This is a genomic window from Spirosoma soli, assembly GCF_042684525.1.
Classification (GTDB): domain Bacteria; phylum Bacteroidota; class Bacteroidia; order Cytophagales; family Spirosomataceae; genus Spirosoma; species Spirosoma soli.
Genome location: NZ_JBHULN010000009.1, coordinates 91,145 through 110,061 on the forward strand (window position 1 = coordinate 91,145; position 18,917 = coordinate 110,061).

Sequence of the window (18,917 nt, forward strand, 5' to 3'; positions counted from 1 at the left end):
ATGCACGTTAGTTTTCGCACCCGGTATTTGCTTTATATTCTGGTAATTCACCTGGCCATGGGTGGGTTGTTGTTTCTGGTTTTACGACAGAATAAACCGCTGTTCATTGCCAGCGAGATTGGCCTCCTGCTTTCCATTGTCGCGGCTATCAGTATTTACCAGCAATTCCGGCAGCCGGCGCAGTTCATTGCATCGGGCATTGAAGCCATTCGGGACAAAGACTTTACCGTCAAGTTTGTGCCAACGGGTAACCGGGAAGTAGACGAACTGATAACGGTGTATAACCTGATGATCGACCAGCTTCGGCAGGAGCGAACCCGGCAAGTGGAACAGCAGTTTTTCCTGAATAAACTCATCGACGCAGCCCCGATCGCCATTCTCATCTTTGACTTCGACGAACGTATCGCGTCTATCAATCCCAGAGCCTGCCAGCTGTTGAACGTTAAGACCGATGCCGTTGTCGGTAAGCCCTTGATCGAACTTGGGTATTCGCTGCTCGCGCAAATGAGTGATCTGGCCGACGGCGAGTCTCGGGTGATGAAACCCAACGGCATTGAAACGTATAAAGTACTTAGGTCCTACTTCATGGACCGGGGCTTTCGGCGGTCGTTTTTGATCATTGAAGAGCTGACGCCCGAGATTTTGGCGACTGAAAAGAAGGCCTACAGCAAGGTGATCCGGATGATGGCGCATGAGGTGAACAACTCCATTGGCGCAGTCAACTCTATCTTAGACGTTACGCACACGTATGTCAGCGAGCCCGATGTGCAACACGCCGTTCAAGTGGCCATTGAGCGGAACGACCGCTTAAACCGGTTCATGCGTCGGTTCGCGGATGTCGTTCGTTTGCCGCAACCCCAGAAACGGTTGGCCGATCTGAGCGAAATTACCCGGAACGTAGCTCGGCTGATGCAACCACAAGCCGACGCTCGGGGCGTCTTACTCAGGTGTGATGCTAATGAAGCCAATCTTCAGCAAGTCGATGTTGAGCAGCTTGAGCAGGTGCTGGTAAATATCATCAAAAATGCCATCGAAGCCTGCCAGCCGGGGCAATCCGTTGAGGTGATCAGTAAGCAGGACGGACTCTGCATCCGTGACAACGGTCAGCCGATTCCGGAGGATGTTGCGGCTAACTTGTTCAACCCGTTCTACAGTACCAAACCTGAAGGTCAGGGTATTGGCTTGACCATCGCCCGCGAAATTCTGTTGAATCACGGGTTCCATTTCTCCCTCAAAACAGATGAAAGCGGATGGACCGAGTTTCTGATTAACGTTGGGCCGACAACGATATAACGCTTATGGCTGAGGAGTAGATAATGAAGCTGCGGGGCGACCTTCCCATTGATAAAGCCGGACCGAGAGCCAATCGAATAAAGTCGTATTGCTCAAATAGATATACATCAAAAAAAGCAGTTTGAAAAAGCCACGCCGGAAGGTGTACGGGATGTTGGCACCGTCTACGTATTGAATCAGCAATCCAAACAGGAGGTAGATACTGAGCAGCCAGATCAGCACGGGCAGGCCGTTCTTATCCCGAAAAACAACCAGATTCAGCGTGGTAAGCAACAAGAAGATAGGCACGGCATAACTCCAGTGGTTGGCGTTGAAAACAACTTGTTTGTTCATACCCGCGAATATTGCCACGAGGTGCTGTAAATGATTTCCGGCCACGTCATGAAGCTGGCCTAAGTGAATCTGAGGAGGCAACGGCACACAGCCCCGCAGAAACCCGTAGTTCCAGAAAAGCACGGGCACCAAACACGCCAGGAATAAACCAGCGGATTGAATCAGGCCAACAGCCGGGGACGAACGAATCCTATTGATAAACACCAGTAAGGCGCCAGGAAGCACAAAGAATATAGTTTCAGTACGTGTCCAGCAGGCCAGGGCTAACATCAAAACACTACCCATAAGCGAACCTCGTTGGGCCGAGTCAAGATAGCGTTGGAATAAGAGTACTCCCGACGCAAGAAAGGCCGCGTTGGCCCAGTCGGTTTGTACCAGAAACGTATAGGCAAACAGTTCGGGTGTGCAGGCCAGTAAGGTTAAAAGTAAACCGGCCAGCAGTGGATGTATCCGCTCGCGCAGTTCAGCATAGAAAAACAGCCCAAAAGCAACAACCAACACGGTCAGCCATACTTTTCCGAACGCAAACGGGCCCGTTGAGTCGACGGCCAGCAAATAAATCACTTGCTGCATAGCGGTAAACGGTGCGTAGAAGGGTTGGTTACTCAGCACCGAAACGGAAGGGAGATGTTCGGTGAACACGGAAGAGGCCAGCGTTTGCTCGCGCACCGCAAACGTAGCAACCAGATCCGGGCCAACCTGCATGTCAAAAGGCGTTACGGGAAACCAGGCGCATTTCCAGGCACTGATGAATAGCAAATACCCCCAGAAGGCCACAAAAGGCAGTTCACATAATCGTACCGAGAGCCGATTCGGCGCAAATACCTTTCGGAGATACGTCGATTGATTGCGTAATAGGATCAGCGATAGAGCCGCCCATACGCCTAATCCGATCAGCATAGGCGTTGGGGCAATGGGCAGGTGCGCAAACGCCAGACCGAACGGCAGCGCTGAACTGACGCCCAGACCGACCAGCATGGCTAATCCCAGCAAACTATACCCATTCGTTACGGCCCGTAGGCGAGTTACAACTCCAAGCCCAATCAGGAACTGAGTGATGATGACAAAGGCAAGGGACAGACTCATGGTTTTGCCTGGGCTTTGTAGTAACGTCGGGCCTGGTCGGGCGTGTAGGCAAAAAAACGCGGGTCATATCGCCGAAACTGAGCTAACACTGCTGCCCGGTTCTGATCGGTGATGGCTAAGAGAACCAGCTTATTGGATTGTACCCCAAACGTATGCGTGGCCCGTTGTAACAACGAGTCGGGACTGGTCATTTCGAGCAAATGAACCGACTTGCCGAGGTGGTAATACAAAACGCTCGGGTAAATCCAGGCAAATCCAGTCGCCTTGTCCTGAGCGTAGGCATTCTGAATCAGATACCGTTGGGGCGGAATCAGGAAATAATCACCTGGTCTGCAATGCTGCCGGATGAGCGAAGTGTAAGTATACGCCACGCCATAGCCCGCCCGCTTCCGACTGTCGAGATCCGTACGGGTACCCAGCAGCTGCCGTTGCCGATAAAACGTACCGATGGTGCCAGCGAGCCAGGCCCTGTTCATGGGCAAGCTAAGGATCGCCAGCAGTATCAGACAGCTTGCGGCAACATAAACAACCTGCGTAGTCCAGTAGCGCCGGCAACTCGTTGAAAACAACGCTTTGGCAAGAGAAGTATTCAAAGAGCTACGCATGGTTGAAAAGGCGTGTACCGTACCGGAGCATTACCGTAATACGCCCGTTGTCAGGGGCGTAACGGGTGTTTGATCCGGAATTCGGCCTTGTAGTTTCGGCATCGACACGTTCGGCAGGCGGGGCAATACATAACGAGCGAACAGATTCGCTTCGTCCAGCAGCGGATATCCCGACAGGATAAAGGCCCGCATGCCCATGTCCATATAGCGGTTTAGCTTCTCAACAATTTGGTCTGGGTCACCAACAAGCGCCCCACCCGCACCCGAGCGGGCTTTTCCAATGTCGGTCCACAGCAAGGGTTCCACAAAACCTTCATCGTCGGCGTATTCACGGATCGCGTTTTGCCGCTTCACGCCCAACGACCACGAATCCTGCGCCCGACTTTTGATTTGGGCTCCTCGATCCGGATCAAATTTGGACATCAGCTTCCGGGCATACGCGCGGGCTTCGGCTTCGGTCTCACGAACGATGACGTGGATACGTAGGCCAAAGTCAATCTGCCGACCGTACCGGGCCGCCCGGGCCGACACATCCTGCATGTTGCCGTACAGCATTTCTTCGGTTTCGGGCCACATCAGAAACATGTCGCAGTAGCGGGCGCAAACGTCCCGCGCCCCGTCCGACGTACCACCGAAGTAGAGTAGGGGACCGCCGTTCTGCTGATAGGGCTTGGCCGGGTCGGCGGGCATACTCAGCTTGCCGTATACCGGACCGTCGTGTTCAATCCGGTCGCTGGTCCAGGCTTGTTTTAGGATTTCGATCGTTTCGGCGCACCGCTGGTAGCGAAAGTCGGCGTCTTCCCGATAGCCTGGCAGATCGGAGTTAATGATGTTGATTGTCAGGCGGCCTTCCAGCATGTGATCCAGGGACGCCAGCGCACGGGCCAGCATGGGCGGGTGTAACTCGCCACACCGGATGGCCGTCAGCAGGCTGATGTTTTTAATTTGAGGGGCAATGCCAGCCGCAAAGGTCAACACATCCTGCCCAACCGTATACGACGTGGGCAACAACACATTGCTGTAGCCCAGCCGGTCGGCGGTTAAGGTAATGTCGCTGCAGTGTTTAAAAGTACTCCGCCGTTCGCCATCCAATACGCTGAGGTACTGCGTATCGCCCCCGCACAGATCGTCGAACCAGGCAATTTCGGCGACACGTTGAGGAGTACGGATGGAAACGGGTTGAATAGGCGTTGAAAGCATGAAAAATAAGTACTGAACGAATATCGTCGGTTAGATAAAGTCCGCAAAGTTCGGGGAAATACGCGTTAACTACCAGCTTTTCTCCATCGCATTGCGCCAAATAAGAGTAAACCGAGTGTCCCCGCAATGGCGACGTCGCGGGCCTCGCGCCCGGAACTGTTGCTCAATAACCAAACGCACAAGCCTACAGCAAGCAGGGCAATCACACTACCCCCGGCCACGGTGAACAGGGCTACTGGGGTTTCGCTGGGCATCTTGTTTTCTCGTTGGCGGAGCACTGGTAGGGCCGCACAAGTCAGCGCAAAGTAGGACAATCGAATAAGGGTACTGAGCGTAAGCGCGTAGATGAACGTACCCGTTACGGCTAGAATCAGTTTGAGAGCCGCCGTAACTAAAATGGCTACGTGGGGCGTGCGGAAGCGGGAATGCGTGGCCGCCAATACACCCGGTAGCTGCCCCTGTTCGGCCATGGCGAACAACAGCCGCGGCCCGGTGAGCATCAGCGCGTGGAGGGTGCCGAGGGCCGTAACGAGTGCGGCAACGGTGATAAATAAACCTCCTGCCGGGCCAATGAATCGTTGGGCGGCATCGGCTAGTGGACGCTCCGAGCCAGCTAAATTCGGCAACGTACCAATGCAGACAATCTGCACGGCCATAAACAGCACCGTTACCGTACCAATAGCGATCAATAATGAAATGGGGACGGTGCGTTCGGGCTTTTGAATTTCGCCGGAGGGAATGGCCGCTACATCGAAGCCGGAAAAGGTGAAAATTAACAGCAGAACGGCCTGCGAAAAGGGCTTATAATCGGGCATGGCCGGAAACGTGAAGGCGTGTTTGTCAACAAAGAATAACCCTACAATGGCAAATAGCCCAATGACCAGAAGTTTGCTAACGGTGAACATGTTGTTGACCCTTGCTGACCGTTGGACACCGATCCAGTTGATGGCGGCTAAGCCAACGACCAGAACCGTTATAAGGCCAATTCGGCCCCAACCAGTCCCTAGTTCAGGGCGGAAGAAAGCCGCGTAGCTCACAAATAAATTGCAGATTGACGCAAACGAGGCCACCCGCGACAGCCAGAACAACCAGCCGACTTCAAAGCCTACCAACGGGCCAAAAGCGGCACGGGTGTAGAGATACGGTCCACCCGTGCCGCTGAACCGGCTGCTTACCTCCGCGAAACATAAAATAATGAGCGTTACGACACCCGCACTGACGCCATACGCCAGTAAGCTATACGTACCAACGAGGGAGTATATTTTTGAAGGTAAGCCTAGAATACCCGCCCCAATGGTGATGTTGATGATGAGAGCAACGAAATCAACGGGACGAATGCCCCGAACTAAGCTGGCCGGTGATTGTGATTTCAAATTGGCTAACGTTAAGCGAACGGGCAAATTACGGGATCAGGGCCGTTCGACAAAATAGACAGCTTTGCAGAGTTGAGGAGCCGTTTGAGTAAGCGCTGTAAGCAAAGTTTCAAACTCTACTCAGTCTTCTTTGCGGGGTGGCCGTTGCCATCTGCGTTTCTTTTATAAGAAAGCCCTGGTTCGTGAAAATAACTAAAAGCGAAACCCCCGATCGTTCAGACCGGGGGTTTCTTTCATGTCGTTGAGTAAATCAGAAAGCAAACGTATTAATTAATCTTAAGCGCATCCTTTGCGCGGTCGAGCAGCGATCGGCTTTCATCAGCGAGATCATCCGCTTTACTTTCAGCCTTGGCTGATAGCTTATCGGCGGTGTCGGCGGCCTTGTTAACCGCAATGCCAGCCTTGGCTTTGGCCGAATCAAAGGCCTCTTTCGCTTTAGTCGCTGTTTTATTCCACTGATCGCTCAGGTTTTCAGCCTGATCATTAACAGCACCAGCTATCTTATCGCGGGTGTCCTTTCCCGAATTCGGAGCCAGTAATATCCCCGCTGCTAATCCTAAGGCAACACCAGCCAGCACGCCCAGCGCTAATTCGCTGCTAGTGAACAGATCTTCGTTACGATTTGCAATCTTAAATTTCATAGTTGCAATGTAGTGAATGAAAAAACAGACTTTCGCAAGCCATCAGGACGAAAAGCGTACCATCGTTTAGGCTTTTAATTTATATTTGTGCAATATATTGACTATCAGTGTATTGATTTAATTTAGTTGATATAATCGGGGCCGAGGTGATCTGTAAAGTGAGTAAAGTTTTACCCATAAGCGTAGACAAGTGTATATAAGTACATTTGTAAATTATAAATATTTAATATGATATTTTCTATTTAAAGTGATACTATTTTATCTTGATATATACTATATTAACCTAATAGGATTTTTGCTACAGTGATGAGGCAGTTTTACAAGCAACCTGTATTGGTAATTCGTCTAAGAAACAAGTACTTAGCAGAAAATAGTGGCTTACTTTTTACGTTACGAAGGGTATCAAGAAGAGTTATAGCAGTTGACTGCAGTTTATAATGAGGAAGCTTGTTTTTAGCGTATTTCTTTTAACCTTATTGCTGGCGGCTTTATCAGGTTTCGGCCAGTCGGTAACTGTTGTCAAATTCGATCGATTAAAAGAGATGATCAGCCAGCCGAACGACACCTTGTATGTGGTTAACTTCTGGGCAACCTGGTGCGGCCCCTGCGTGAAAGAAATGCCTGAATTTGAAGTTGCCCGGCAGGCCAATGCCGCAAAGAAAGTGAAGGTTTTGCTGGTCAGTATGGATGATAAGGCCGACCTGAAAACCAAGGTTATTCCGTTTGTGCAGAAGCGGAAGATTCGCTCGCAGGTTGTGCTGCTCGATGAGCCCGATCCGAATGCGTGGATTGATAAATTAGCGCCCGAATGGTCGGGCGCGTTGCCAATGACGTTAGTGCTCAATGGGAAACAAAAAATACGTCAGTTCATCAATAAACCCGTTAAAGAAGGAGAATTAGCCTCCATTATCAACCAATACAAACTGTAAACGAACATGAAAAAACACACTGTGTTACCAATCTGCGCCTTTTTGCTAACCATTGCATTAATGAGTGCCCGCTACGCGTCGGATGGGTATAAAGTGGGCGATACAATTCAGGATTTCAAACTGAAAAACGTGGACGGTAAGACGGTATCGCTGGCCGACAAGAAGGATGTGAAAGGCTACATCATTGCGTTTACCTGCAACACCTGTCCGGTGGCAAAAGCCTACGAAAGCCGCATTATTGCCCTGAACGAGCAGTTTGCCCCCAAAGGATATCCCGTGGTAGCCATTCAGTCGAATGACGCCGAACGGTCGCCGGGGGATTCCTACAATGCGATGCAACAGCGGGCTAAAAGCAAGAGCTATGCCTTCCCATATCTGTACGACGAAAGCCAGGCGGTGGCCCGGGCCTTCGGGGCTTCTAATACTCCCCATATGTTTGTCGTGAAGCGGGAAGGGAATGAGTATAAAGTAGCTTACATCGGGGCCATTGACAACAACCAGCGCGATGCCGCTGCCGCCGACAAAAAATACGTAGAAACGGCCGTTACTGAACTGCTGGCGGGTAAGCCGGTCACAACGCCTTCGGCCCGGGCCATCGGTTGCGGGATAAAGTGGAAAGGGGTGTAATCCGCTTATGCTGGGAGGTTATGCCGACAAAATAATTCTACACAAAGGCACAGAGAACACAAAAGTCACTAAGTCCTGAACAGCTTCATCAATAGACCTCAGTGTTCTCTGTGCCGCTGTGTTAAAGAATATTCACGGCTTCACTGCGCTCTTGCCGAACTTGGTTCCAAAGAAATCGCCCTGGTTCCAGATGGGGCGCTGGTCGGCCTGGGCGGTTAAATAGCCAATCAGGAACTGGAGCTGTACGTGTTTGGCGGCTGCGTTGAAATCAAACGGCTGGTTAATATCGTCCTGGGGCGAGTGATAGATGGTGGCCCGCCAGTCGAGGTTGAGTTTGGTACCGTCGAGGTTGGGGTTGCCCGTTTGCGAGCCGCTTTTTACGTAGATCGCCGGGATACCCTGCCGCACAAAGCTGAAGTGGTCGCTACGCATGAACACCGCCTGCTCCGGAATGGGGTCTTTCGCAATTTGAACGCCGACAAATTTAGCAGCCGCTGTCACTTCCTTTACCATACTCGAATGCTCTGATCCATAGGGAACGATGTCGAGCAGGGGGTGAAAGAAGAACGGCATATCCAGACACAAATTCGCCACAATTTTCTCTTTGGGTACGGTTGGGTTGCTGGCAAAAAAGTCAGAGCCGAGCAAGCCCATTTCTTCGCCCGTTACGCCCACAAAAAGAATGGACCGACGCGGTGTTTTGGGAAGTGACGCAAACAACCGCGCCGTTTCCAGATTGATCGCTACGCCCGATGCGTTATCGTGGGCGCCGTTGTAGATGGAATCTCCTTTCACGGGGCGCCCAATGCCCAAATGGTCGAGGTGAGCTACGTAGACGATGTATTCATCTTTCAGCACCGGATCAGAGCCGGGAAGCAGCGCCACTACGTTCTGACCCGCTACGTCTTCAACTACTTCCGTCTGCGTCTGCATCCGTATCCACACATTCAGGGGAAACGCCTGGGGTTGGTTTCGGCGGGCTTTCAGCAGGGCATCGTCGAAGGACGTACTGGCTCCGGCAAATAGCAACCGGGCCGTCGAATCGCTAAGCGAGGCTGTACCTTTCAGGGCCGGAAACGTTCGTTGCGGGTTGCCTTGTTTGTCCATCCAGCGATAAATGCCCTGCCGGGCGCGGGGAGCCGCCGATTGAAGGCGGTTCTGCAAGTCGGTTGGTAAGTTAAATGAAAGCACCCCCACGGCCCCGTGCGCGACGGCGTTCTCCGCTTTTGCCGACGAATAATAAGCCCGCTGGTTGGAGGGAAACGTAGCCGGGGCACCGTTCACGAACGCCACAATTTTTCCGGTTACATCAATGCCCGCGTAGTCGTCATAATCTAGTTCGGGGGCCGAAACGCCATAGCCGACAAAGACAACCGGTGCGGATACGTCGCTGGCGGGAAGGTCGGGGTTGGGGCTCAGGATAAAGTTTCGGCCGTAGGCGAGGGGCTGTTCTTTGCCGTTTCGGGTCAGGGTGAGCGTACTGGTTCCTTCGCGCACTTGCCACCGACGTAGGGGAACAGCCTGCCGGTAGGTGCCGTTGTCGCCGGCTGGTTTCATGCCGAGCGCTTCGAGCTGCGTTTGTACATAGTTGGCCGCTAAGGCAAACCCGCGCGTGCCGGGCTTGCGGCCTTCGAGGGCGTCGTCGGCCAAAAAACGCATGTGCGCCCGAATGGCATCGGGCCGGACAGCTTGAGCCGCACGCTGAGCATCAGCCGGAATAACACTAGGTTGCGCCAGCAGCGAGCTGGTTAGCAGTCCCGAAAGCAACGTCAGCGACGTACTGATCAAACGAATCATATAGAGTTTACGAGAAAGACTATCCCAAATTACTACCTGGCTCCAGTAATGCAAAGCTATGACGAACGCATGGGATAACTAAGTAACCATTATGCCCGTAAAAGGTGAATTGTTTTTTCAATAAATCTATGGGACAAGTTGTTAAAAAAAAGTAATTTCGTAGGATATTACGTCCACAAATTCACCTTTCCTCTTTGTAAACATGAATTACTTATCTAAACCAATCGGAGTGACTACTCGTTACCGACGAGGCCCGATACTGGTGGTTGAGGATAATGACGACCACTGGTTCATTATTCAGTGGGCCCTGCAACGTACTTTACCTGGGGTCGATGTTGTTCGTACCAGCGGTGCTGATGAAACCTTGACGTACCTGAACACCTGCCTTGCCAATGGCAGAAAGCTCCCCGAATTGGTTGTGCAGGATTTGTATTTGCCCCAACGAGAAGACGGCTGGGGCTTGTTAGAGGCCATTAAGCAGCATCACACCTTACGGCGTCTGCCGGTGATTTTGTTGAGCCACTCCGCTGACCCCGAAGATATTGAGCAGTCCTACTATTTGCGTAGTGCATCTTATATGGTAAAGCCATCATCTTATGGCCAGTGGCTTAATTACTTTGAGGATTTCCGTCGGTACTGGTGGGAGTCGGTTACATTACCACAACAGGTCAGCTACTAGTAAGACATAGTTCGAGTACGAGCTTATAGATGGTCGATGGTCCGGTTGAATTACGTCTGGTGAGCCAGCTGTAATTCAACCGGGCTTTTTGTATGGCAGTCAAACGCTGGCGAGAAGTACTCTGTAAATTTTTTTAAGTTAGGGTTGAAGGTTCTATAATCGGCAAATGTCATTTGTGCTAAAAATGAATAATTCTCTTATTTGCCGCTTCTATTCGTTCGGAAGGTAATGCTAGTATCGTTGCTATGGCAGGCGTTAACACAAATCATACAAATATAAAGCAAGGTGACTTCTTCGGCGAGTTGTTACAGACGTCGCCCAGCGGTATAATCGCCTACGAAGCCATCCGGCAACCGGGTTTAGCTGATCAGCCAGGAGCTATTGTCGACTTCAGGGCTGTCTTTTTTAATCTAGCTTACGAGCAAATCTTTAACGAACCGGCTGAGGCTATTCAGCGTCGTAACTTTCGCGAGCGTTTTTCCGATGAGATTCATACCGACCTGTTTCCGTTTTACGTGCACCTGGTCGAAACGGGGGCCTCTTTCCGGCGGGAGCGCTTTTACCCTCATCTCAACAAATGGCTTGATTTGTCGGGCACCAAGCTTCTCGACGGTTTTCTGCTCGTTATCAATGACATCAGCGATCGCAAACGGGCCGAACAGCAGCTTCAGCAAACCAACGACTTACTGGAAGGATTGCTCAATGGGTCAATGAACGGCATGTATGCCCTCAGGCCCGTTCGGGATGAACAGACTAACATTATCGATTTTCAGATAACGCGGGTCAACCGGGCGGGGGCGCAGTTGGCCAATGTGCCACCCGAGCGGCTGGAGGGACAACTGTTGAGCGCCTGTTTTCCCGGCTACCGGGAAGCGGGCCTGATGGATAGCTACGTCCGGGTGGTTGAGACCGGAGCGCCATTTCGGCAAGAAATACACTATCCATACGATGGGTTAGACAATTGGTTCGTGCTGGCCGTTGAGCCATTTTCCGACGGGATTGTGCTGTCATTTGTGGACGTAACCCAGCAGAAACAACAGGCCGACGCCCTACGGCTGGCGAATCAGGAACTGGCCCGCTCCAACGAGAGCTTACAGCAGTTTGCCTACGTGGCCAGCCATGACTTGCAGGAGCCACTGCGCAAGATTATCTCGTTCAGTACCCTCATCCATGATCAGTATGCTTCTCAGCTCGACGAGCAGGGCGCGGACCTTGTAGAACGGCTGCAATCAGCGGCTACTCGAATGCAGGCGCTGATCAGGGATGTTCTCGCTTTTTCGCGTTTAACGGTTCAGCCCGAAGCCTTCCAGACAGTTGATATGGGCCCTTTGCTGCAAGGCGTGCTCGATGATCTGGAAGCCATGATCGAGGAGCGCAACGCCGTTATTCATGTGGCACAGATGAACCACTTGAAAGGCGATCCGGCACAATTACGGCAGTTGTTTCAAAACTTGTTGAGTAATGCGCTGAAATTCACCCGACCGGGCGTGGTTCCGAAGATTAACATGACGTGCCGAACCCTACCGGGCCGGGAGTGCCGATTGCAGTTGCCCCAAGCTTTGCACGGCATCTGGTATGACCAGATTGAAGTGATTGACAATGGACAGGGATTTAAACCCGAGCAGGCTACCCAGATTTTTCAGGTATTTCATCGGCTACACGGCCGTAGCGATCAGTATGGCGGTACGGGGATTGGGTTGGCCATTGTGCAAAAAGTAGTGGCCAACCATCAGGGGTTCGTCATGGCCGAAGGCCGACCCGACGAAGGCGCTACGTTTGTGGTGCTGCTGCCCACCGGACGACCTTCCTAAGTAGGGGCAGGGGAGCGTAAGTATGGTCAAGTGTAGTCAGGTATGGTGAGCGTCTGATCAATCCCTGATTATCTTTGACTATACCTGACCAAGATTTCCGAACTCGTTGTTGCCTTCTTGTTAGATCAGCTCTCTTTGCCGGGATGGTATTCGATTCAATGACAGCCAGTAGTTGCTGACCGATACCATTGTATCTTTCATTTGATTGAAGTCCAAACTTTTAGCCAGAAACGAGTTGGCACCTGCTTCAAGGCACTGCGTCATCTCCTCGTCGGAAGCCGAATTGCTCATGATGACCACGGGAATTAATTTCCAGCTTGTAGATTGTCTTAACAGACGTACTGTGTCAATACCATTCAGGCCGGGTGGCATGTTCAGGTCCATCAAAATCAGGTCAGGATACACTTGTTCTGTTTGGTTGCACTGGTATAAATCATCACCACTGATAAAAAAACGAACCTCCGCCTGCGGCACAAAACGGCTGAATACCTGCTGGGCTAAAAACCGATAATCTGCAGCGTCATCGACTAAATAAATTAACCGGTTTGTCACCATAATGATACTTTATAAGCGTTATATATATACCCTGTACACAGTACACCTTATACGTATAAAACAGGGAAGAGGTTTGCCAAATAGCTTAATTTATTTTTCCTATTGACGTAGTAGATATATTTGGAACAGCGTTCCAGTATTAGTCTCGCTTTTTATGTCGATAGTGGCACGTAAAAGTTTACACAGATTCTTCACAATGACCAGGCCAATTCCTTCGCCCGAAATTGCCCGGTAGGTTGATTCTCCCAACTGAGTGTCTGAGTTTGTGATTTCTCCTGTAGGGTCGTTAGCGTCACTGGTCAATGACTGAATAACACCCGGCGACAGGCCCGGCCCGGTATCTTCAACGCTGAAGTACCAATGGTCTGGCTGCTCCTCAGCGAGTCCCCATGTAACGGTGATTTTCCCCGACGGCGTATACTTCAGTGCGTTTAGGATCAGGTTTTGGGCAATACGTTTAATCTTAATGGCATCGCCTTCTACCCATAATTCCTTTGGGCCGTCTATGAATAGCTCCAGGTTCCGTTCGTTAGCCAGTGGCCGCATGCTTTCGGCTAGCTCGCAGAGTGTATTGGCCGCATCGAAGGATACTAGCTCTACTCGTTCCTGCCCCGCTTCGAGCCGCGAATAATCGAGCAGCTGCGTCAGCAAATCAGTTGCCTGACGCAGGTTACGCTGTAGCATCATTAGCATCTGCGCCCGATCTTCATCGGTGTCCATCATATCCAAAAGCGTTGCCGCTCCCTGAATAACCCCAAAGTTGCCGCGTAAGTCGTGCGTTGTGGCTCGCAAAAACTCGCCACGCTCACGGAGCTGCTTGCGCAGCTCTTGCAGCGACTGAATCGTTCCCTGCGAGTCTTTTACTTCCTGCATCCAAAGTTCCTGCTGCTGCTCGGCCAGCTTAAGTGAGGAGATGTCCAGACCGGTCAGCACCACGCCGTCATCCTGTTTCATCAGGGAGATGCCCATCCAGCGGTCTCCGTTCTGCTGCTCAATATAGGTTGATTGGCCGGTTGTGAGAACCGTCAGAAATTCACCGAATGTGTTTTCCTGCCACAGCGATGAAGCTAACTGCTGCATGGTCTGACCTACCAGCTGATCAATCGGCTGGTTAACCAGTTCGGCAAACTTATGATTGCAGACGGCCAGCTGAAAATCAACAATCTTAACCTGGTCTGATTTATCCGTTGCTTCATCAGTAAGTTCGCGAATAGGTTTAAACAGGGCAATGGCCGCCGGTGAGCTGTCGAGTATGGCCTGAAGGCTTAGAGAAATTTGCTGAATCTCCTCTACCAACCAAAGATTACTAATGTCGCGGGCAATGACCAGCACACTTTTCACGGAACCATCATCCGAAAGTTCAGGAATCATGGTGGAGTAGAAGTAAATAATTCCTTTTGGTGTCGGAAAGGAGTTGTAGTGGTTCTGGCGATTGCCCGTTCTAATTACCTCCCTGAGGGTGGCCATATAAGGCTGGGCAATTTCGGGTGGCTGGCCTATCTCCAGATTGGTTTTACCCAGCAGGTCAGCGTTTGGTACCCCTGTTTTGCTTTCGAACGATGAATTGGCAAATAGCAGGCGGAGGCTGGTGTCCCAACGGGTAATAACGTCGGAGGTGTTGTCCATCATTCGCTGCAATTGTTTTTCTAGCTGCTGAACGTGTTCCTTAGACAGCCTGTAGGGCTCGGTGTTTGGCTCAAGCTGCGTTTGTTCTTTTTTAGCTTGTTCGAGATTGTTTTTAACCTGTAATAAAGTGTCAATTCGCTGGAGAGTACGCTTGTCCAGGGCCTGCAACACAGTCCGGCGGTTATAAATTTCGGCACAGGTGCCAATGTAGCCCGTAAAGTCGCCAGCTGGTGCAAACGAAGGTTTGGCGTTTTCGAGCACCCAGTAATACTCCCCATCATGTCGCCGGAGCCGGTATTCGGCCTGATAGTGTTCGTATTTTGCGGCCGCTTCGTTGAACGTAGCCAGGTAAGCCTCCTGATCGTCGGGGTGAATGGCCTGTATCCATCCATGGCTGGTGGCGTCTTCCAGCGAGAGGGCCGTATAATCGAGTAAGGCTTTGTTGAAGAATGTATAGTTGCCTACCTGGTTTGTTACCCAAATAAGCACCGGCGCCTTATCGATGAGATTGTGTAACCAGGCTTCCCGCTCTTCAATCAGGCGCTGAACCTGCCGATGGTCGGTAATGTCTTCAATGGCCAGCAGAATAGCCTCCTGCTGCCGGGTTACGCGCCGGGCGTTGAGCAAAAGAATTTTTTCGCCAATCTGCGGGAAGGTATGGCGAACCTCGAAGCCTTCGACCTCGGTGTTGTGCCTGAGGGCGTCGGACAACAACAACCGCAATTGTGGAATGTCCCACTGCCGGTTCCCCAATTCGTAGATGAGCTTCCCTTCGATTTCTTCTTGGCTGACCCCGAACAGTTTATAGAACGTCTTGTTGGCGCTCTTCACCCGCAGGTCTTCGTCGAGCACCAGGGTAGCTTCTCGAATGGTCGTGAAGATGGCTTCTGAGTATTCGTTGGCTTCTGATAGCTGATCGTTGCGAACCTGCAACTCCTGATTAATGGTCAGCAGTTCTTCATTGGTCGACTCAATCTCCTCTTTGCTGGTTTCCAGCTCTTCGTTAATACTTTGCAGTTCCTCGTTGCTGCTGATGATTTCTTCGTTGGCCGATTGCAACTCTTCGTTAGAGGCTTCCTGATCTTCAATAATCGACCGCATGTCTTCCCGCAGCGTGGCCAGCTCCTCTTCCAGCTGTTTAATCCGAACATTGCGCACATCGGCGGGGTCGGTAACGGAGCCTGGAATGGGAAGGACTTCCTCGAAGACAATAATAAACAACTGCTCTTCCAGATCCGTCCTGATAGGTATGGCTTCAATGGCCACATGGTGCGTTTTATCTTTCACCTTCACTTCCAGGCCTGTCTTGCGCACGGTCTGCTTCGCTTTGCGGGCTTTGTGCACGGTATTCCTGAGCTCGAAGACCAGCGACGGGCGGGCCATTTTCAGCAAATTCAGACTTGCTTTGCCCGGTGCTGGTTCCAGAAACAAGCCTGTGGAACCCCTAAACTGAAGAATATCAAGATCCTGATTGACAACTACTGAAGGAGGTAACCGTTGCATAAGCAAGCTATCAACAAGTTTATCCAGGTCATTAGTCGATCCAAAGGACATGTTTGTTTTTCGGGTTAAAGGAGATGAGCGGAGTTCGTTGGATCGGGAGGGTTCTGTTTGGCCGTCAGTCTCTAAGCGAAGGGCCATGTCGAAGCTGGCACGACTGACTACATCGTTTTTCCGCGCAAATACTTTATGGCTTTTATCAAGTTGAGCGAATAGCGTTGCCGAGTTACTCACCGTCTCCGATTTCCCAAGAAACAAATAGCCGTCGGGGTTCAGCGCATAGTGAAACGTAGCAATGGATTTCTTCTGGAGGAAACCGTCCAGATAGATGAGCAAATTACGGCAGCTGATAAGGTCAAGCCGTGAGAAGGGCGGGTCTTTTAGCACATTGTGGGGGGCAAACACGCACAGATCGCGCACCGACTTATTGATGCGGTAGTGGTCGTCAACTTTCGTAAAAAAGCGTTGCAGGCGTTTGGGTGATACATCGGCCACTTCACTTCGAGTATAGCTACCGTGACGCGCCTTGGCAATGGCGGCTTCGCTCAGGTCGGTGGCAAATAGCTGGATAGGGATGCTCAACCCCTGATCGCCCAGTACTTCCAGCAGTAAAATGGCTAGTGAGTAGGCTTCCTGCCCCGTTGAACAGGCGGCTACCCAGATTCGGAGTGGGGTGCGCGGGAGTTTATCGCTGATCATACGCGGCAACAGCTCTTTCTTGATGTACTCCATCGTATGCTCGTCGCGGAAAAACGTCGTTACGTTGATCAGCAGGTCGTTGTACAGGAGCGATGTTTCATCAGGATGCTGTTTCAGATACTCGGCATACTCCTGGAGGGTGTTGAGCTTGTGGAGTAGCATCCGGCGAATGATCCGACGCCGGATGGTTGTGATCTTATAATACGTAAAATCAACGCCGGTGGTGCGCCGAAGAAACTTGATAATAGCTTTTATGTCATCCTCATCCGTAGTGATTTCCGGCACTATATCGGTCGTTTCATCGTCAAGTGGCTGAAAAATCTGGGGCAGTCTGCTGAGTCGTTCCAGTTCCCTGGCAATGTTGGCGGGGGCCATAACCATATCAACTACGCCCTCAGAAATGGCTGACCGGGGCATACTCTGAAACCTGGCTGAACCGTCCTGCGCAAACGTAAGGCCACCCGCCACCTTAATAGCCCGCAGGCCGAGGGTGCCGTCACTGGCTACTCCCGAGAGCACAATGCCAATAGCGCTGTTTTTCTGCCGTTCGGCGAGGGAGATAAAGAACTGGTCGATGGGCATGTGCATGGACGACTTAGCCTGGCGGGGCAATAAGGTCAGCGCTCCGTCAATTACCTCCATGTCCTGATCCGGTGGTATGACGTATAGATGATTCGGTTCGATCCGGAGCTGGTGCTGGGCAACGACCACGGGCATGGTGGTTACCCGGCTCAATATGGCCGCCAGGTTGCTATCGTACTCTGGGTCGAGATGCTGTATATACACAAAGGCCAGTCCTGTTGTAGGCGACAGGTTTTGTAATAGCTCGGTAACTGCTTCTATACCTCCTGCCGAAGCGCCAATAGCAACTACTAAGGTCGGCGCTGACGGTTCAGGATTACGGGGGTTAATCTTTTTGGGCATGGAAAACTGTTTAATACTAAACCAAATGTCATTTCAGATGTTGACTATTTATTTTGGCATAGCGTAAAATGACGTTAAAAGCCTAAAATTCGGCATCTTTTTCGGAATAGTGAGTAAAAGGTTCAACTGAATTGCCAGGCGGGCAATCAGGGTTGCCGAATCAACGGAAGTTATGAACAATCGGGATATTATTGTTATTGGTGCTTCGGCCGGTGGGGTAACCGCCTTGAAGCAAGTATTAAGTGCACTGCCTGCGGGCTTCACTACGCCTATTTTTGTGGTTCAGCACGTAGCCCCTTATACGACGAGCCTGCTCCCTCAGGTACTGAACCATGCGGGCCGCCTGAAAGCGGTACACCCGAAGGATAATGAAGTGATTCAGCCGGGCTATGTGTATGTAGCCCCGCCAGACCATCATTTATTAATTGAAGACCACCACGTTATTGTAAAAAAGGGGCCTAAAGAGAACCGGTTTCGGCCATCCATTGACGCGCTGTTTCGTTCGGCGGCTTATACCTTCGGTACGCGCGTGATTGGCGTGGTTCTGACCGGCCTGCTCAACGATGGCACCTCCGGCATGTGGTCGGTGAAGCGGATGGGCGGTCTGTGCGTTGTTCAGGCTCCTGAAGATGCCATGTATGCCAGTATGCCCGAAAGCGTAATGGAGTTTGTCGAAGTTGATTACGTTGTTCCGCTGACTGAAATAGCTTCGTTGCTGTGTAAATTAACTCAGGATGAGGCTCCGGAAGCGCCGTCGATATCGCAGGCGGAGAAAGATCGAATTGAAACTGAAGTTCAAATTGCCGCGCAAGAGAATGCATTTAATATGGGAGTCTTAAGCATGGGAAATCCAACCTTCCTGACCTGTCCGGAATGTCATGGGGCACTGGTTGGCTTTAAGGAAGGCAAGCTGATTCGGTACCGGTGTCACACAGGACACGCCTACACGGCGAGTGCCCTGCTAGCGGAGGTTACCAAATCGGTTGAAGAAGCTTTTTGGAATACGATTCGCGGCCTGGAAGAAACCGTTATGCTCCTCGATCAGTCGGCAACGCTCCTCGAAGAAGCAGGCGATCATGAAGGGGCTGCGGAATTCCGGCGACGGGCTGACAACACACGCGAACGAGCCGAGAAGCTTCACGAGCTAGTCTACAAGCAAGAGCAGATGAGCGCAGCGTCTGTAATTGATTTAACAAAAAACAGTGAGTCTTCTGCTTAATCAAGAGTAGAAGAGTTCTA

14 protein-coding genes are annotated in these 18,917 nt (G+C 51.3%); 6 read left to right on the forward strand and 8 right to left on the reverse strand.

Translation table 11 applies throughout. The annotated features are described in order from the left end of the window. Positions 1-1,293, forward strand: coding sequence for a sensor histidine kinase (locus ACFSUS_RS15720; RefSeq protein ID WP_381524171.1), 1,293 nt, complete (start codon positions 1-3; stop codon positions 1,291-1,293). 3 nt (positions 1,294-1,296) lie between these two features. Here ACFSUS_RS15720 and ACFSUS_RS15725 read toward each other — a convergent pair whose 3' ends face one another. From ACFSUS_RS15725 to ACFSUS_RS15745, 5 genes are all read right to left on the reverse strand, one after another. Beyond that, positions 1,297-2,712: a glycosyltransferase family 39 protein gene (locus ACFSUS_RS15725; protein ID WP_381524173.1), complete on the reverse strand. Its 1,416-nt coding sequence runs from the start codon at positions 2,710-2,712 to the stop codon at positions 1,297-1,299. Further along, the gene (locus ACFSUS_RS15730; protein ID WP_381524175.1) at positions 2,709-3,305 is read right to left on the reverse strand and encodes a hypothetical protein; all 597 of its coding nucleotides are present in this window, start codon (positions 3,303-3,305) and stop codon (positions 2,709-2,711) included. Before ACFSUS_RS15730 ends, ACFSUS_RS15725 begins: the two co-directional genes overlap by 4 nt. A gap of 42 nt (positions 3,306-3,347) precedes the next feature. Further along, positions 3,348-4,517: an LLM class flavin-dependent oxidoreductase gene (locus ACFSUS_RS15735; RefSeq protein WP_381524177.1), complete on the reverse strand. Its 1,170-nt coding sequence runs from the start codon at positions 4,515-4,517 to the stop codon at positions 3,348-3,350. A gap of 65 nt (positions 4,518-4,582) precedes the next feature. Continuing rightward, positions 4,583-5,890, reverse strand: coding sequence for an APC family permease (locus tag ACFSUS_RS15740; protein ID WP_381524179.1), 1,308 nt, complete (start codon positions 5,888-5,890; stop codon positions 4,583-4,585). Positions 5,891-6,156: 266 nt separating this feature from the next. Continuing rightward, the gene (locus ACFSUS_RS15745) at positions 6,157-6,531 is read right to left on the reverse strand and encodes a YtxH domain-containing protein (protein ID WP_381524181.1); all 375 of its coding nucleotides are present in this window, start codon (positions 6,529-6,531) and stop codon (positions 6,157-6,159) included. 437 nt (positions 6,532-6,968) lie between these two features. On the opposite strand from ACFSUS_RS15745, the gene ACFSUS_RS15750 reads away from it, so the two are divergent. Then, the gene (locus ACFSUS_RS15750; RefSeq protein WP_381524183.1) at positions 6,969-7,460 is read left to right on the forward strand and encodes a TlpA disulfide reductase family protein; all 492 of its coding nucleotides are present in this window, start codon (positions 6,969-6,971) and stop codon (positions 7,458-7,460) included. A gap of 6 nt (positions 7,461-7,466) precedes the next feature. Next, positions 7,467-8,087: a thioredoxin family protein gene (locus tag ACFSUS_RS15755; protein WP_381524185.1), complete on the forward strand. Its 621-nt coding sequence runs from the start codon at positions 7,467-7,469 to the stop codon at positions 8,085-8,087. Between the two features lie 132 nt (positions 8,088-8,219). Here ACFSUS_RS15755 and ACFSUS_RS15760 read toward each other — a convergent pair whose 3' ends face one another. Beyond that, the gene (locus tag ACFSUS_RS15760; RefSeq protein WP_381524187.1) at positions 8,220-9,884 is read right to left on the reverse strand and encodes a M28 family metallopeptidase; all 1,665 of its coding nucleotides are present in this window, start codon (positions 9,882-9,884) and stop codon (positions 8,220-8,222) included. A gap of 202 nt (positions 9,885-10,086) precedes the next feature. Between ACFSUS_RS15760 and ACFSUS_RS15765 the strand changes: the two genes are divergently transcribed. Together ACFSUS_RS15765 and ACFSUS_RS15770 are read left to right on the forward strand one after the other, a co-directional pair. Beyond that, the gene (locus tag ACFSUS_RS15765; RefSeq protein ID WP_381524189.1) at positions 10,087-10,563 is read left to right on the forward strand and encodes a response regulator; all 477 of its coding nucleotides are present in this window, start codon (positions 10,087-10,089) and stop codon (positions 10,561-10,563) included. Between the two features lie 245 nt (positions 10,564-10,808). Continuing rightward, the gene (locus tag ACFSUS_RS15770; RefSeq protein WP_381524190.1) at positions 10,809-12,374 is read left to right on the forward strand and encodes a sensor histidine kinase; all 1,566 of its coding nucleotides are present in this window, start codon (positions 10,809-10,811) and stop codon (positions 12,372-12,374) included. A gap of 120 nt (positions 12,375-12,494) precedes the next feature. Here ACFSUS_RS15770 and ACFSUS_RS15775 read toward each other — a convergent pair whose 3' ends face one another. Together ACFSUS_RS15775 and ACFSUS_RS15780 are read right to left on the reverse strand one after the other, a co-directional pair. Further along, positions 12,495-12,929, reverse strand: a complete 435-nt coding sequence (locus ACFSUS_RS15775) for a response regulator (RefSeq protein WP_381524192.1) — start codon at positions 12,927-12,929, stop codon at positions 12,495-12,497. A gap of 99 nt (positions 12,930-13,028) precedes the next feature. After that, positions 13,029-17,678 carry a CheR family methyltransferase gene (locus ACFSUS_RS15780; RefSeq protein ID WP_381524194.1) on the reverse strand — a complete coding sequence of 1,550 codons (4,650 nt, stop codon included), beginning with the start codon at positions 17,676-17,678 and terminating at the stop codon, positions 13,029-13,031. Between the two features lie 172 nt (positions 17,679-17,850). Between ACFSUS_RS15780 and ACFSUS_RS15785 the strand changes: the two genes are divergently transcribed. Further along, positions 17,851-18,897: a chemotaxis protein CheB gene (locus ACFSUS_RS15785; RefSeq protein ID WP_381524195.1), complete on the forward strand. Its 1,047-nt coding sequence runs from the start codon at positions 17,851-17,853 to the stop codon at positions 18,895-18,897. Positions 18,898-18,917 lie beyond the last annotated feature (20 nt).

Bases quoted from the DNA above. Each gene is read 5' to 3' on its own strand.
- ACFSUS_RS15720 (WP_381524171.1), top strand. From the start codon at position 1: ATGCACGTTAGTTTTCGCACCCGGTATTTGCTTTATATTCTGGTAATT.
- ACFSUS_RS15725 (WP_381524173.1), bottom strand. From the start codon at position 2,712: ATGAGTCTGTCCCTTGCCTTTGTCATCATCACTCAGTTCCTGATTGGG.
- ACFSUS_RS15735 (WP_381524177.1), bottom strand. From the start codon at position 4,517: ATGCTTTCAACGCCTATTCAACCCGTTTCCATCCGTACTCCTCAACGT.
- ACFSUS_RS15745 (WP_381524181.1), bottom strand. From the start codon at position 6,531: ATGAAATTTAAGATTGCAAATCGTAACGAAGATCTGTTCACTAGCAGC.
- ACFSUS_RS15750 (WP_381524183.1), top strand. From the start codon at position 6,969: ATGAGGAAGCTTGTTTTTAGCGTATTTCTTTTAACCTTATTGCTGGCG.
- ACFSUS_RS15755 (WP_381524185.1), top strand. From the start codon at position 7,467: ATGAAAAAACACACTGTGTTACCAATCTGCGCCTTTTTGCTAACCATT.
- ACFSUS_RS15760 (WP_381524187.1), bottom strand. From the start codon at position 9,884: ATGATTCGTTTGATCAGTACGTCGCTGACGTTGCTTTCGGGACTGCTA.
- ACFSUS_RS15765 (WP_381524189.1), top strand. From the start codon at position 10,087: ATGAATTACTTATCTAAACCAATCGGAGTGACTACTCGTTACCGACGA.
- ACFSUS_RS15770 (WP_381524190.1), top strand. From the start codon at position 10,809: ATGGCAGGCGTTAACACAAATCATACAAATATAAAGCAAGGTGACTTC.
- ACFSUS_RS15775 (WP_381524192.1), bottom strand. From the start codon at position 12,929: ATGGTGACAAACCGGTTAATTTATTTAGTCGATGACGCTGCAGATTAT.
- ACFSUS_RS15780 (WP_381524194.1), bottom strand. From the start codon at position 17,678: ATGCCCAAAAAGATTAACCCCCGTAATCCTGAACCGTCAGCGCCGACC.
- ACFSUS_RS15785 (WP_381524195.1), top strand. From the start codon at position 17,851: ATGAACAATCGGGATATTATTGTTATTGGTGCTTCGGCCGGTGGGGTA.